The sequence below is a fragment of the Nonomuraea sp. NPDC047529 genome, from assembly GCF_040642995.1.
Lineage (GTDB): Bacteria > Actinomycetota > Actinomycetes > Streptosporangiales > Streptosporangiaceae > Nonomuraea.
The window spans coordinates 281,459-294,937 of record NZ_JBEYTJ010000004.1 but is presented as its reverse complement, the minus strand read 5'-3'; the positions used below and the strand labels follow the sequence as shown (position 1 = coordinate 294,937).

General features: G+C 74.0%; 10 protein-coding genes. 8 read left to right on the top strand and 2 right to left on the bottom strand.

What is annotated here, in order from left to right:
- The first annotated feature begins 32 nt into the window (after positions 1-32).
- Entirely contained in the window at positions 33-1,607 is a 1,575-nt protein-coding gene (locus ABZ815_RS09890; protein ID WP_357695975.1) for an ATP-binding cassette domain-containing protein, read from the top strand.
- Here ABZ815_RS09890 and ABZ815_RS09885 read toward each other — a convergent pair.
- Positions 1,604-2,815, bottom strand: coding sequence for an ROK family transcriptional regulator (locus ABZ815_RS09885; RefSeq protein WP_357695973.1), 1,212 nt, complete (start codon positions 2,813-2,815; stop codon positions 1,604-1,606). The genes ABZ815_RS09890 and ABZ815_RS09885 overlap by 4 nt on opposite strands.
- 139 nt (positions 2,816-2,954) lie before the next feature.
- Here ABZ815_RS09885 and zwf point away from each other — a divergent pair, with 139 nt between their 5' ends.
- The 4 genes from zwf (at position 2,955) to eda (ending at position 8,106) form a co-directional block, all read left to right on the top strand.
- A complete protein-coding gene (gene zwf / locus ABZ815_RS09880) occupies positions 2,955-4,433 on the top strand; it encodes a glucose-6-phosphate dehydrogenase (protein ID WP_357695971.1) in 1,479 nt (492 codons plus the stop codon).
- Positions 4,430-6,400, top strand: a complete 1,971-nt coding sequence (gene edd / locus ABZ815_RS09875; RefSeq protein ID WP_357695969.1) for a phosphogluconate dehydratase — start codon at positions 4,430-4,432, stop codon at positions 6,398-6,400. Before zwf ends, edd begins: the two co-directional genes overlap by 4 nt.
- A 67-nt stretch (positions 6,401-6,467) precedes the next feature.
- Complete coding sequence (locus tag ABZ815_RS09870; protein ID WP_357695967.1) at positions 6,468-7,433, top strand: glucokinase; 966 nt, start codon at positions 6,468-6,470, stop codon at positions 7,431-7,433.
- 58 nt (positions 7,434-7,491) lie between these two features.
- Positions 7,492-8,106 carry a bifunctional 4-hydroxy-2-oxoglutarate aldolase/2-dehydro-3-deoxy-phosphogluconate aldolase gene (eda, locus tag ABZ815_RS09865; protein WP_357695965.1) on the top strand — a complete coding sequence of 205 codons (615 nt, stop codon included), beginning with the start codon at positions 7,492-7,494 and terminating at the stop codon, positions 8,104-8,106.
- Here the strand turns inward: eda and ABZ815_RS09860 are convergent.
- On the bottom strand, positions 8,024-8,845 hold the full coding sequence (locus ABZ815_RS09860; RefSeq protein ID WP_357695963.1) for a hypothetical protein: 822 nt from the start codon (positions 8,843-8,845) through the stop codon (positions 8,024-8,026). The two genes, eda and ABZ815_RS09860, sit on opposite strands and share 83 nt — an antisense overlap.
- Before the next feature lie 213 nt (positions 8,846-9,058).
- On the opposite strand from ABZ815_RS09860, the gene ABZ815_RS09855 reads away from it, so the two are divergent.
- The 3 genes from ABZ815_RS09855 to ABZ815_RS09845 all read left to right on the top strand — a co-directional run bounded on the left by ABZ815_RS09855 (position 9,059) and on the right by ABZ815_RS09845 (position 13,308).
- The gene (locus ABZ815_RS09855; protein WP_357695961.1) at positions 9,059-9,841 is read left to right on the top strand and encodes an IclR family transcriptional regulator; all 783 of its coding nucleotides are present in this window, start codon (positions 9,059-9,061) and stop codon (positions 9,839-9,841) included.
- A gap of 200 nt (positions 9,842-10,041) precedes the next feature.
- Positions 10,042-11,178 carry a cytochrome P450 gene (locus ABZ815_RS09850; protein WP_357695960.1) on the top strand — a complete coding sequence of 379 codons (1,137 nt, stop codon included), beginning with the start codon at positions 10,042-10,044 and terminating at the stop codon, positions 11,176-11,178.
- A gap of 120 nt (positions 11,179-11,298) precedes the next feature.
- Positions 11,299-13,308, top strand: coding sequence for a protein kinase (locus ABZ815_RS09845; RefSeq protein WP_357695959.1), 2,010 nt, complete (start codon positions 11,299-11,301; stop codon positions 13,306-13,308).
- Positions 13,309-13,479: the final 171 nt, after the last annotated feature.

Genomic DNA, 13,479 nt, shown 5'->3' with positions numbered 1-13,479 from the left:
CGCGGACCGGATCGATGGTCTAATAATGGAACATGGGTCATATCGAGGTGAGCGGCGTGACGTACCTGCTGCCGGACGGGCGTCCGCTGCTGCTGGAGGCGTCGTTCAAGGTGGGCGACGGCGCCAAGGCGGCGCTGGTCGGCCCCAACGGCGCGGGCAAGACGACACTGCTCCGGCTGATCGCGGGCGACCTGCGCCCCGACGACGGGCGGGTCACCACCGGTGGCGGCGTCGGGGTGATGCGGCAGTTCCTCGGCACCGGCAGCGTGCGCGACCTGCTGCTGGGCGTCGCGCCTCTACGGGTGCGGGAGGCCGCGGCCGAGCTGGAGCGCGCGGAGTCGGCGATCGGGCGGTGCGACGACGAGCCCCGGCAGCTCGCCTACGCCCAGGCCGTCGCCGACTTCGCCGACGCGGGCGGCTACGAGCTGGAGGTCGTGTGGGACGTGTGCGCGACCGAGGCGCTCGGGCTGCCGTACGAGCGGGTCGCCGGCCGGGGGCTGGACACGCTGTCCGGCGGCGAGCAGAAACGGCTGATGCTGGAGGCGCTGCTGCGCGGCCCCGACGAGATCCTGCTGCTCGACGAGCCGGACAACTACCTGGACGTGCCGGCCAAGCAGTGGCTGGAGCGGGCGGTCAGGAGCTCGGCCAAGACGGTGCTGCTGGTCTCGCACGACCGTCGGCTGCTGGCCGAGGCGGCCGACCGCGTCGTCACGGTGGAGGGGCGCGAGGTGTGGGTGCACGGCGGCGGCTTCGCCGGTTACGCCGAGGCCCGCAGACGGCGCGGCGAGCGTCTGGAGGAGCGGCGGCGGCGCTGGGAGGACGAGCGGGGCCGGCTGCGCCGGCTGGTGCACGTCCTGCGGCAGCGGTCGGCGAACAACGACGCGCTCGCCGGGGCCTACCGGTCGGCGGTGTCCCGGCTGGAGCGCTTCGAGCGGGCGGGGCCGCCGAGCCGGCCGCCCAAGGAGCAGAACGTACGGATGCGGCTGCGCGGCGGGCGTACCGGGAAACGGGCCGTGACGTGCGCGGACCAGGAGCTGACCGGGCTGGTGCGGCCCTTCTCCACCGAGGTCGCCTACGGCGAGCGGGTCGGCGTGCTGGGCCTGAACGGCACCGGCAAGAGCCACTTCCTGCGCCTGCTGGCCGGCGAGCCCGTCGCGCACACCGGCGTGGCCCGGCTGGGCGCCCGCGTCGTCCCCGGCCACTTCGCCCAGACCCACCTGCGGCCCGACCTGCACGGACGGCCCGTCGCCGAGCTGGTCACCGAGACGTTCGCGCTGACCAGGAACGAGGCCATGGCCGCGCTGGCCCGCTACGAGCTGGCGCCGGCCGGCGGGCAGCGGTTCGAGACGTTGTCGGGCGGCCAGCAGGCCCGGCTGCAGATCCTGCTGCTGGAGTTGTCGGGGGCGACGCTGCTGCTGCTCGACGAGCCGACCGACAACCTCGACCTGGCCAGCGCGCAGGCGTTGCAGGAGGGGCTGGACGGCTTCGCGGGCACGGTGCTGGCGGTCACGCACGACCGCTGGTTCGCCGACGACCTGGACCGCCACCTGATCTTCGGCGCGGACGGCGTGGTGCGGGAGAGCCCCGAACCCCGCTGGGACCTCTAGCTGGAGGCCGCCAGGCCGCGCTCGCGGCGCAGCGTGGAGACCGTCATCGTCTCGTCGACCGCCTCGGGCGAGAGCACGTGGTCGAGAACCATCACCGCGCAGCCGCTGATGCCCGCCCCCGCGCCGAGCCGGCTCGGCTCGATGCGCAGCCGCCGGGTCGCCAGGGCGGTGGAACGCCGGTAGACGACCTCGCGGATGCTCGACACCAGCGGGCCGAACGCCTCGGCCATGTCGCCGCCGAGCACCACGACCGACGGGTTGAGGATGTTGACCGCCCCGGCCAGCACCTCGCCGATGCGGCGGCCGGCCGTGCGGACCGTGGCCATCGTCTCGGCGTCGCCCGCGCGCACCAGCGCGGTCACGTCGGCGATGGTCACGACGTTCTTGCCCGCCTCGCGCAGGTCGCGCAGCAGCGCGGTGCCACTGGCGACGGAGTCGACGCAGTCGGTGTTGCCGCAACGGCACAGCACGCCGCCGCCGTCGAGCACGGGGATGTGGCCGATCTCGCCGGCCGCGCCCATCGCGCCGCGCAGGATCTCGCCGCCGGCGATCACGCCCGCGCCGATCCGGGTGGAGACCTTCACGAACATCAGGTCGTCGAGGTCGGGGTAGGCGCCTCGGTGCTCGCCGATGGCCAGCACGTTGACGTCGTTGTCCACGAGCACCGGGACGGGGAACCGGTCGCGGATGATCGGCGGGATCACCACGCCGGTCCAGGAGGCCATCACCCGGGCGCTCTCCGTACGGCCCTGGGCGAACTCGACGGTGGCGGGCACGCCCATGCCGACACCCCTGACGCACGAGCGGGGGCGGTCGCCGAGCAGCTCGTCCCAGGTGTCCATGAGCAGCGGGAGCACGACGTCGGGGCCCTGCTCGACGTCGATGAAGAAGTCACGGCCGGCCAGCTCGCGCCCGGCCAGGTCGCAGACCGCGACCCGGGTGCGGCTCGCGCCCAGCGCGGCGACCAGGACGACGCCGCCGCCGGAGTTGAACTCCAGCCGGACCGGCGGCCGCCCGCCCGTGGAGGGCGCGTCGGTGCGCTCGACGACCAGGCCGCGTTCGAGCAGCTCGCCGACGCGCAGTTGCACCGCCGGACGCGACAGACCGGTCACCCGGCCGAGGTCGGCGCGCGTGACGGCCTCACCTGTGCGGATGAGGCGGAGCACCTCGCCACTCGTGGCGAGGGTCGCGGCGGTACGTCGAGGCATCGGCCCAGTGAATCACATGGGCTTCGGTAATGAAAGGTGAAGACTTTTTCATCTCAGATAGCAAAACCCTGCTTGTGTACGACCCGAACTCTCGTTAGTGTCCGTTCTGTCCTTCTTGGTAGATCAACGGAGCTTCGCCTTGTCCCCCCTCTCGACCGCCAGCCCCGCCCATACCGCCGATCTCGTCGTCTTCGGCGGCACCGGCGACCTGTCCATGCGCAAGCTGATCCCGGCGCTCTACCACAGCGACAGGGACGGCCGGCTGTCCCCCGAGACCCGCGTCATCGCCATGTCCCGGGGCGGGCTGACCGACGCCGACTTCCGCGGCAAGGTGGACGCCGAGGTACGCGACCAGGTCCCCGTGGACGACCCCGCCGTCTGGCAGCGCTTCCTCGGCCGCCTGCACCACGTCTCGGTGGACGTCGGCGGCGAGGACAAGTCCGGGTGGGGCGCGCTGACCAGGCTGCTGGCCGGTCACGAGCAGCGCGACCGGGTGTTCTACCTGGCCAGCCCGCCGATGACGTTCGGCCCCTTCTGCCGCGAGCTGGACGAGGCCGGCCTGGTCACCCCGCTCTCTCGGGTGGTGCTGGAGAAGCCGCTCGGCCGCGACCTGCCCAGCGCGCAGCGGATCAACGACGAGGTCGGCGCCATCTTCGACGAGCGCCAGATCTTCCGCATCGACCACTACCTGGGCAAGGAGACGGTGCAGAACCTGCTGGTCCTGCGCTTCGCCAACGCCTTCCTCGAACCGATCTGGAACTCGTTGTGGATCGACCACGTCCAGATCACCGCCGCCGAGACCGTCGGCACGCCGGGACGGCGCGGCTACTACGACCACGCGGGCGCGCTGCGCGACATGGTGCAGAACCACCTGCTCCAGCTCCTCACGCTGACCGCGATGGAACCGCCGTCCCGCAACGACCGCGAGTCCATCCGCGACGAGAAGGTCAAGGTGCTGCAGTCGCTGCGGCCGGTCGTCGGGACCGAGGTGGACCGTTTCACCGTGCGCGGCCAGTACACCGAGGCCGACGGCATGCCGTCCTACCTGGACGAGCCCGCCTCCACGCCGACGACCGAGGCCTCGCGGCGGGTGGAGACGTTCACCGCGATCCGGGCCGAGATCAAGAACTGGCGATGGGCCGGGGTGCCGTTCTACCTGCGGACCGGCAAGCGCATGCCGTACCGGCGGTCGGAGATCGTGGTGCAGTTCAAGGACGTGCCGCACTCCATCTTCCCCGGCGGCACGCCGAACCGCCTGGTGCTGCGGTTGCAGCCCGAGGAGGGCATCGAGCTGCACATCATGGCCAAGGAGCCGGGCGCGGGCGAGGTGACGCTGAAGCCGGTGCCGCTGTCGCTCAGCTTCGGCAAGACGTTCACGGCCCGGGTGCCGGAGGCGTACGAGCGGCTGCTGACCGACGTCCTGGCGGGCAACCCGACGCTGTTCATGCGGCGTGACGAGGTGGAGGCGGCCTGGCGTTGGATCGATCCGATCCTGGCCGCCTGGGAGTCCTCCGCCGAGCTGCCCGAGCCCTACCCCGCAGGAACCACCGGCCCCGCCGGGGCCCACGAACTGCTCGGCCGCAGCGGTCGCGCCTGGCACGAGGAGGAAGACCTGTGAATTCCGTCATCCAGGAGATCACCGATCGGATCGCCGAGCGCAGCGCGGCCAGCCGTACCGCCTACCTGGCGCGCATCCGGCGCGACGGCGAGGCGGCGCGGGCCAAGGGCCCGGCGCGCGCCCACCTGGGCTGCGCGAACCTGGCCCACGGCTTCGCGGCCGCACCCGAGGACGACAAGCTGATCCTGCGCGGCGCCGGGAGCGCCGGAGGCGCCGGAGGCACGGCCAAGCCCGGCGTGGCGATCGTGACCAGCTACAACGACATGCTCTCGGCCCACCAGCCGTACGAGACCTACCCGCCGGAGCTGAAGGCGGCGGTGCGCAGGGCGGGCGGCGTGGCGCAGGTCGCCGGCGGCGTGCCCGCCATGTGCGACGGCATCACGCAGGGCCGCGCGGGCATGGAGCTGTCCCTCTACAGCCGCGACGTGATCGCCATGGCGGCCGCCATCGCGCTGTCGCACGACATGTTCGACGCGTCGCTGCTGCTGGGCGTCTGCGACAAGATCGTGCCGGGCCTGTTCATCGGGGCGCTGCACTTCGGGCACCTGCCGGCGATCTTCGTGCCGGCCGGGCCGATGACCTCCGGGCTGCCGAACAAGGTCAAGGCGCGCACCCGCCAGCTCTTCGCCGAGGGCAAGGTGGGACGGGCCGAGCTGCTGGACGCCGAGGCCAAGTCCTACCACTCCCCCGGCACCTGCACCTTCTACGGCACCGCCAACTCCAACCAGGCGCTGATGGAGGTCATGGGCCTGCACCTGCCCGGCTCGACGTTCGTCAACCCGCACACCGAGCTGCGCCACGCCCTCACCGAGGCGGCCGGCCGCCGCGCGGTGGAGATCACCGCGCACGGATCGGAGTACACGCCGATCGGCGAGCTGGTGGACGAGAAGTCCATCGTGAACGCGTGCGTGGCGCTGCTGGCCACCGGCGGCTCCACCAACCACACGCTGCACCTGGTCGCCATGGCCGCCGCCGCGGGCCTCGTGCTGACCTGGGACGACCTGGCCTGCCTGTCGCGCGTCGTGCCGTCGCTGACCAAGATCTACCCCAACGGCCAGGCGGACGTGAACCACTTCCGCGACGCCGGCGGCATGCAGGTGCTCATCGGCGACCTGCTGGACGAGGGCCTGCTCCACGGCGACGTGCTGACCGTCGCCGGCCCCGGCCTCGACCGCTACCGCGAGGCGCCGTCCCTGGTGGACGGCGAGCTGGTGTGGGAGCCGGTCACGGGCGGCAGCAAGGACCTCGACGTGCTGCGTCCGGTCGCCGAGCCGTTCTCGGCCGACGGCGGGATCCACATGGTCGAGGGCAACCTCGGCCGGGCCGTCAGCAAGGTGTCGGCGGTCAAGGCCGAGCACCTGGTGATCGAGGCCCCGGCCAAGGTGTTCGACGACCAGCTCGACCTGCTGCGCGCCTTCGAGGCCGGCGAGCTGGACGGGCAGGACTTCGTGGCCGTCATCCGCTACCAGGGCCCCAGCGCCAACGGCATGCCCGAGCTGCACAAGCTCACGCCGCCGCTGGCCGTGCTGCTGGACCGGGGGCAGCGCGTGGCGATCGTCACCGACGGCCGCATGTCGGGCGCGTCGGGCAAGGTGCCCGCGGCCATCCACCTGTCGCCCGAGGCCGCCGACGGCGGGCCGATCGCGCTCGTCCGCGACGGCGACGTGGTCCGGCTCGACTCGGCCGCCGGCACGCTGGAGCTGCTGGTGCCCGCCGAGGAGCTGGCCCGGCGCACGCCCGAGGGCCGGCCGCTGAGCGACGCGGAGTGGGTCGGCACGGGACGCGAGCTGTTCGCCACGTTCCGCCGCATGGCCGGGCACGCCGAGCAGGGCGCGGGGATCTTCGGGGTGAGCGGCGCCGAGTCGCCCCACCACGGCCCCGGGCTGGGCTTCCCCGCCGAGGCGGGCGCCTCCCACCTGGAGACGGGCGCGCCCGCGGGCACGCGGGCCACCGGGCTGCGCCGGTGAGCGTTCGTGACATCCTTCCGGCGACGGCGTGCGATCCCGGTCGCGCCCTGAGCATCGGAGGTGTGAGATGAGTTCGTTCGACCTGCCCTGGCTGGTCGCCGACATCGGGGGGACCAACGCCCGGTTCGGGCTGGTCACCTCGCCGCAGGCCCGGCCGACGAACGTCGCGGTGCTGGCCGGCTCCGCCTACGCCACCCTGCCCGACGCCGTGGACGCCTACCTCGCCGAGCACGCGGGCGGGGCGCGTCCGGGCGCGGCCTGCCTGGCGCTGGCCGGGCCCATCGACGGCGACCGCTACCGGCTGACGAACTCGGCGTGGGCCGGGTCCGTCCGCGACCTGGGCATCCCGTACGCGGTGCTGCTCAACGACTTCGAGGCGCTCGCCGTGTCGCTGCCGCACCTGGAGGGCCCCGACCTGGTGTCCCTGGGCGGGCCCGACCCCGGCGGCGGCGTCAAGGCCGTGCTGGGCCCGGGTACCGGGCTCGGCGTCGGCGGGCTCGTGCCCACCGACCGGGGCTGGACGCCCGTCCCGGGCGAGGGCGGGCACGTCACGGTGCCGGTGATCGACCGGCGGGAGCTGGAGATCGTACGGGTGCTGCAGGCCGAGGGGCTGCCGCACGTCGTGGCCGAGCACCTGCTGTCCGGCCCCGGCCTGGTACGCCTGCACCGGGCGCTGGCCAAGGTCAACGGCGTGACCGCGCCCGACCTGAACGCCTCCGACATCGTGGCCCGGCTCGACGACTCGCTCTGCGCGGAGACCGTCGAGGTGTTCTGCGAGATGCTGGGCAGCTTCGCCGGGAACGTGGCCCTCACCCTGGGCGCCAGGGGTGGGGTGTACCTGGGCGGCGGGGTGCTGCCCCGTATCGTGGAACGGGTGCGGGCCAGCGGCTTCCGCGACCGGTTCATCGGCAACCCCGACATGTCCGGATACCTGGAGGCGATCGCCACCACGCTGATCGTCGCGCCCCAGCCGGCGCTCACCGGCGCGGCCGCCTGGCTGCGCCGGCGGGCCACCACCGAACTCGTGGGCTGAGGCCCACCCTGATCACCACTAGACGGCCGCGACCCCGGCCGATGAGGAGAAGACTCTCATGAGCTTGCTCGACCTCGCCCCCGTGATCCCCGTCGTGGTGATCGACGACGTGGCGACCGCCGTGCCGATGGCCGAGGCGCTCGTGGCGGGCGGACTGCCCGTCATCGAGGTGACGCTGCGCACGCCGGCCGCGCTCGGCGCGATCGAGCGGATCGCCGCGGAGGTGCCGGGGGCCACGGTCGGCGCGGGCACGATCCGCACCACCGCCGACATCTCGGCGGCCGTGGCGGCCGGGTCCCGGTTCCTGGTCTCGCCGGGCACGACGTTGTCGCTGGTGGAGGCGCTGGAGGCGAGCGGCGTGCCGTACCTGCCGGGCGCGGCCACCGTCTCGGAGGTGATGGCGCTGGCCGAGCGCGGCATCAAGGAGCTGAAGTTCTTCCCGGCCGAGGCGGCGGGCGGCGTGCCGTACCTGAAGTCGCTGGCCGGGCCGCTGCCGGACGTGCGCTTCTGCCCGACCGGCGGCATCCGGGCCGAGAGCGCCGCCGACTACCTGCGGCTGCCGAACGTCGGCTGCGTGGGCGGGAGCTGGCTCACCCCGGCCGACGTGCTGGCCGCGGGCGACTGGGCGCGGGTGGAGAAGCTGGCCGCCGACGCGGCGTCCCTGCGCCGGTAGGCCGCCCCTGCCGGAGGTCCTGGGCCTTGGCGTCCTCGTGCCGCGCCTGCTCGCACTCGGCGACGGGCGCGCGGGTGCGGCAGTCCTCGTAGACGGCGGTCGCGTGCCGGCAGATGTCGCCGCCCTCGGAGGTGAGGGTCCAGCCGTACCGGCAGAAGGCGTACTCCTCGATGCCTTCGACGCAGATGTGGCGGGCGATCTGCGTGCCCTCGACTGTCCGCGCCCGGCAGGCGTCATAGCCGGGGGCGGCGTCGCCGCAGAGCATCCCGCCGCCCCGCCGGACGCAGACGGTGTAGACCGCCGGGCGCTCGCACCGGCGGTCCGTCCCGCCGGCGAACCGGCAGTACAGGTACGCCCGCGCGGCGCTCTCCCCGTTCCGCGCGCACGTCCGCGTGTCGCGTACGACGACGTCGGCGCGACGGCAGTCCGCCAGGAACGCCCTCCGGTCACGCTGGACGGCCTCGCTGCCCCGGCAACGACGGCCGGTGAACCCGGCCTCCTCGCAGGCGTCGAGAAGGGCCCGTCCCCTCTCGCACCGCTTGGCGTCGGAGGTGTCCGCGCAGGACTCCAGCAGCTCCGGCGGCGGCTGCGTGGACCGGATCACGGGTACCGGTGTGCTCGTGGGGGCCGCCGTGTGCGCGGCTCGCGGGACGTCCCGTTCCGGACCGTAGGCCAGCCAGAGCAGCCCTCCGACGAGCAGCACCGCCGTCAGCGCGACGGCGTACGCCCGCAGCGACATCCTGATGCCCCCTTCGCACGCCCATGCGCATATGCCGCACTTTTGGACTTATACCGCAGAACCACCGCCGACGTGGCCGTTCACGGGTAAGCCGAGATCATCAGCCTGCGCCGAACCGGGTATTCGGACGCGTGGCGGCGGGGTAGGGCAAGGAATGCCAAGCCGTAGCCCCGGGAAGCCCCATCCGCTCCTCGGAGAGCGAAAGGGACTGCCATGCCGCTGCAAACGGCCCGCCAGGAAGACCTCACGCGTCCGGTGACGCCGATCGGGAGCCTGGAGCGGGGCATCGACATCCTCCTCGCGCTGAGCGCCGCGCCCCGGCCGGTCAGCCTGGCCCAGCTCAGCCGGAGCACGGGCCTGCCCAAGTCGACGGCCCACCGCATCCTGGGCGTGTTGTGCGCCCGCGAACTGGCCCGGCGGGTGGGCACCGGCTACCTGCCCGGCCGGCAACTGGAGACCATGGCCGGCATCGCCAGGAGCCGCATCCCGGGGTCGCGCCGGGTGGTGCTGCCGTACCTGCTCTGCCTGCAGGAGACCACCCGGCAGACGGTCAACCTGGCCGTGACCGCCGGCCTGGAGGCCCGCTACGTCGAGCGCCTGTACGGTCACGACCGCGTCCGCTCCCGCTCCGACGGCACCGATCTCGCGCCGCTGCACTGCACGGCGACCGGCAAGGCGCTGCTGGCCTTCGACACCGGGCTGCGCGAGGAGGTGCTCGGGCGCGGCGGCTTCGAGCGGCTGACCCGCCGCACGATCACCGGGGTAGCCACCCTGGAACGGGAACTGGCCCAGGTCCGCCGCTACGGCGTGGCCTACGCCCAGGAGGAGTACACCGAGGGCGTGTCGTGCGTGGCCGCGCCGGTGTTCGGGCCCGGCGGCGGCGTGTGCATGTCAGTGGGGGTGGCGGCGCCCGCGCCGTCCGCGCCGCTGGCCCGGCTGGGCCTCACCGTACGCGGCGCGGCACAGGCGATCTCGGCCGCGCTGGTGGTGGCCTGAGGTGTTCCGGCTTCTGGAACGCTCCATATGGCGCGGCCCGAAAACGTTCCGCCCAGCGAGACCCCCGCTTGCGCGACCGGCGGACGGGCGATCGCATGAGCCCATGAACCACCTTCCCGCTCCGGCCGCCGAGGAGGCGCCCGCGGCCCGGCGAGGTCAGGCCCCGACGCCCCTGGGCACGGGCCCCAGGGAGGGCACGCGTGCCTAGAGGCCTGCACAGGGCCACCGTGCTGGAGAGCCTGCGCCTGGCCGCCGCCCTCCTGCCGCCGGGCACGCCGCACGCGACGGCCGGGCTCGACCTGCTGCGCTCCCGCTCCCTGCTGACCGGCCTGCACGTGCGGTACGGCGGCCGTCCCGTGCTCGTCCGCGGCCCGCGCCGCACGGCTCTGGTGGTGCTGTCCCGCCGCGACGCCGAGCGCGTGCTGTCGGAGCCCGCCTTCGTCCCCGCCGTGCGCACGCGGGCCGCCGGGCTGCCCTACGACGTGCTGCGACCGACGTTCGCCGAGGTCGCACGCGAGGAGGCGGCGGCGCTGACGGCGGGCGTGATCGACTACGCCCGGCTGGAGGGCTGCTGGCAACGCGTGGCCCGGCGCTGCGTCTACGGCGCGGGCGCCGCCGGCGACGAGGAGCTGAGCGCGCTGCTCGCCCAGGTCAGGCGGGCGGGCAGAGGCCGGGCCAGACGCCGCCAGGAGATCCTGTCCGGCCGCTACGACGCCCGCATCCTCGACCACCTGCGCCGCGCCGAGCCCGGCACCCTCGCCGGCCTGCTGGCCGAGACCAGCGGCCCGGAGGCGCGCGGCCTGCGGCAGGCGGCGTTCTGGCTGCTCGGCTTCAGCGTCACCGCCGCGAGCCTCATGCGCACCCTCGCGCTGCTGGCCACCTACCCCGCCCAGCGCAAGTGCGCCCGCGCCGACCCCGACTACCTGCGCGCCTGCCTGCGCGAGGGCCTGCGCCTGTGGCCGCCGGTCCCGGCCCTGTCCCGGGTCACCACCGAGGAGACCGACTGGTACGGCGTCCCGGTGCCCGCCGGCACCCACGTCATCCTCCCCTTCGCCCCCCACCAGCGCAGCCCCCGCCTCCACTACGCCGACTCCTTCGCCCCCGAGATCTGGCTCGACGGCACCGCCGCCGACGAATGGTGGGCCCTGCCGCGCTGCGACGGCGTGCACCTGATGCTCGGCGTCGGCACGGCCTTCCTGGGCGGAATCCTGGCCGCGGCACGCCCCAAGGCGTCCGGCCGGCCGCTGTCGCCGCACCGCCCGCTGCCCCCGGCGCTCAACGCCGCGCGACTGCGGGTGACGATGCGTCCGCTGACGCGGCGTGCGGGCCAGAGCTGACCGGTCTTCGTCGCCACCGGGCCTCGGCTTCTCCGTTAGAGTCTGGGGGAGAAAAAGGCGTACCGGCGGGAGAAACGGTTCGGTTTGCGACGGGATGACGACGGCGAGAGGACGGCGACCGTGGGGCGCTCGGCAGGCACTCCGCTGGAGCCTGAGGATCCGCCGGCGATCGGCCCCTACGAGCTGGTGAGCCGTCTCGGCTCGGGTGGCATGGGCACCGTCTACCTCGCCAGGGGCGCCGACGGGGTCAAGGTCGCGCTCAAGGCCATCAGGCGGGACTTCACGGCCGACCCGGTCTACCGGGCGCGCTTCCACGAAGAGGTGTCCAACGCGCGCAAGGTGGCCTCGTTCTGCACCGCGCGGGTGCTCGACCACGGCGAGGACCGCGGGGTGCTCTACCTGGTCACCGAGTACATCGACGGCATCTCGCTGGAGAACCAGCTGATCGAGCACGGCGCGCTGCCGCCGTCCGTGCTGCACTCGGCGGCCGTGGGCGTGGCGGCGGCGCTGACCGCCATCCACGCCGCGGGGCTGGTCCACCGCGACCTCAAGCCGGCCAACGTCATGCTGACGCTGGCCGGGCCGCGGGTGATCGACTTCGGCCTGGCGCGTTCCACGCACGTCGCGTCCCGGCACACGAACGCCGGCATGGTGATGGGCACGCCCGGGTGGATCGCTCCCGAGCAGGTCTTCGAGGGGCACACGAGCCCGGCCGGCGACGTGTTCGCCTGGGGGTCGCTGATCGCGTACGCGGGGCTCGGCGGGCACCCGTTCGGCGAGGGGGACGCGTACGTGATGGCGGCGCGGGCCCGTACCGCGCCGCCGGACCTGCGCGGGCTGCCCGCGCCCCTCGACCGGCTGGTCGCGGCGGCCATCCACCCCGACCCGGCGCGCCGGCCCGCGGCCAAGCAGCTCCTGCTGGAACTGGTGGGGGCGGCCGACGAGCCCGCGGCCCAACTGGCGGCCACCGAACACCTGACCAACGCGTGGAACCCCTCGGAGTTCCGGCCGCTCGGCCCCATGACCCCACCCGCCGAACGCACCGGCCCTCGGCCCCCGATTCCCCCGGTGACCGGCTCCCGCCCCCCGATGCCGCCCCCGGCCGAACGCACGGGCCCCCGCCCGCCGATGCCCCCCTCCACCGAGCGCACAGGCTCCCGCGCCCCGATGCCACCTGCCGCCGAACGTGCGGTGTTCGGGGGGCCGGTGCCGCCCGCCGAGCGCACCGGCCCGCGCCCGCCGATGCCCGCCCCAGCGGACTACCAGGGGCCGGGCGCACCTCAGACGCCGTCCGCCGCCGACCACGCCGGGCCGCCCCACGCTGCCCAGATGCCCTCTCCGGCCGAGCTCACGGGCCCGCGTCCGCCCCAGATGCCTTCCCCGGCAGAACGCACCGGCCCCCGCCCGCCCCAGATGCCCTCCGCAGCCGAGCGCACGGGCCCCCGCCCGCCGCAGATGCCCTCCGCGGCGGAACGCACCGGTCCGCGCCCGCCCATGCCCGCCCCGACGGAGCATCCCGGTCCACGCGCGCCACAGATGCCGCCCCCCGTGGACCGGACCGGCAACATCCCGCTCCCCCACCACCAGACCACCGGCCAGGGCCCTCTACCGCCGCACACCACGGGCCAGGGCCCGCTCCCCGGGTACGTGCCCCCGCGCCCCAAACGCGGCATGTTCACCGGCTGCGTGACCGTCCTGGTGATCGCGATCGTCCTGCTCGTGGTGCTGCTGGCCGCCCTCGCCTGGATCTTCCGCTCCCCCGCCATGGGCGCGGACGGCCCGGTACAGGACGGCAAGCTGAAGTTCGCGGTAACCGGCACAAAGTGCCCCAAGCCCGCGAAGTCGGCCTCCCGCCGGACCTGCCAGATCACGGTGAAGGTGAACAACGTCGGCCCCGACGCCCGCGTCCTCCAACCCGGCCAGCAGAAGCTGATCGACGCGGACGAGGCCCTGCACGGCGGGAGCAAACTCCTCGACAAGAGCGGCACCGAGATCACCCCGGTCCGCATCGCCCCCGGCCAGTCCTTCACCGGCACGCTGGAGTTCGACCTGCCGAAGAGCGCCGAGCCGGCGGGCCTCGAGGTACACGACTCGGGACAGAGCGCCGGAGCCCGAGTAGCCCTGGACTGAGCCAGAAACCCCCGGGGCGACTGCTCTCTGCCGCCGCCGCGCCGCATGATTTCGACGGAAAGGCCTCGACGTCGACCTTCCAGCGACTACCCATGCCGACCGACGCCATCCGGCTGGAAGGCTCAGCGATCCGCCGATGGATCGCTCGCCAGAAGCGCCCCCTTCCATCGA

What these genes read in the sequence shown, in the direction of transcription:
- ABZ815_RS09870 (WP_357695967.1), top strand. Translation starts at nt 6,468, where the DNA reads ATGAGTTCGTTCGACCTGCCCTGGCTGGTCGCCGACATCGGGGGGACC.
- ABZ815_RS09885 (WP_357695973.1), bottom strand. Translation starts at nt 2,815, where the DNA reads ATGCCTCGACGTACCGCCGCGACCCTCGCCACGAGTGGCGAGGTGCTC.
- eda (WP_357695965.1), top strand. Translation starts at nt 7,492, where the DNA reads ATGAGCTTGCTCGACCTCGCCCCCGTGATCCCCGTCGTGGTGATCGAC.
- ABZ815_RS09860 (WP_357695963.1), bottom strand. Translation starts at nt 8,845, where the DNA reads ATGTCGCTGCGGGCGTACGCCGTCGCGCTGACGGCGGTGCTGCTCGTC.
- ABZ815_RS09890 (WP_357695975.1), top strand. Translation starts at nt 33, where the DNA reads ATGGGTCATATCGAGGTGAGCGGCGTGACGTACCTGCTGCCGGACGGG.
- ABZ815_RS09855 (WP_357695961.1), top strand. Translation starts at nt 9,059, where the DNA reads ATGCCGCTGCAAACGGCCCGCCAGGAAGACCTCACGCGTCCGGTGACG.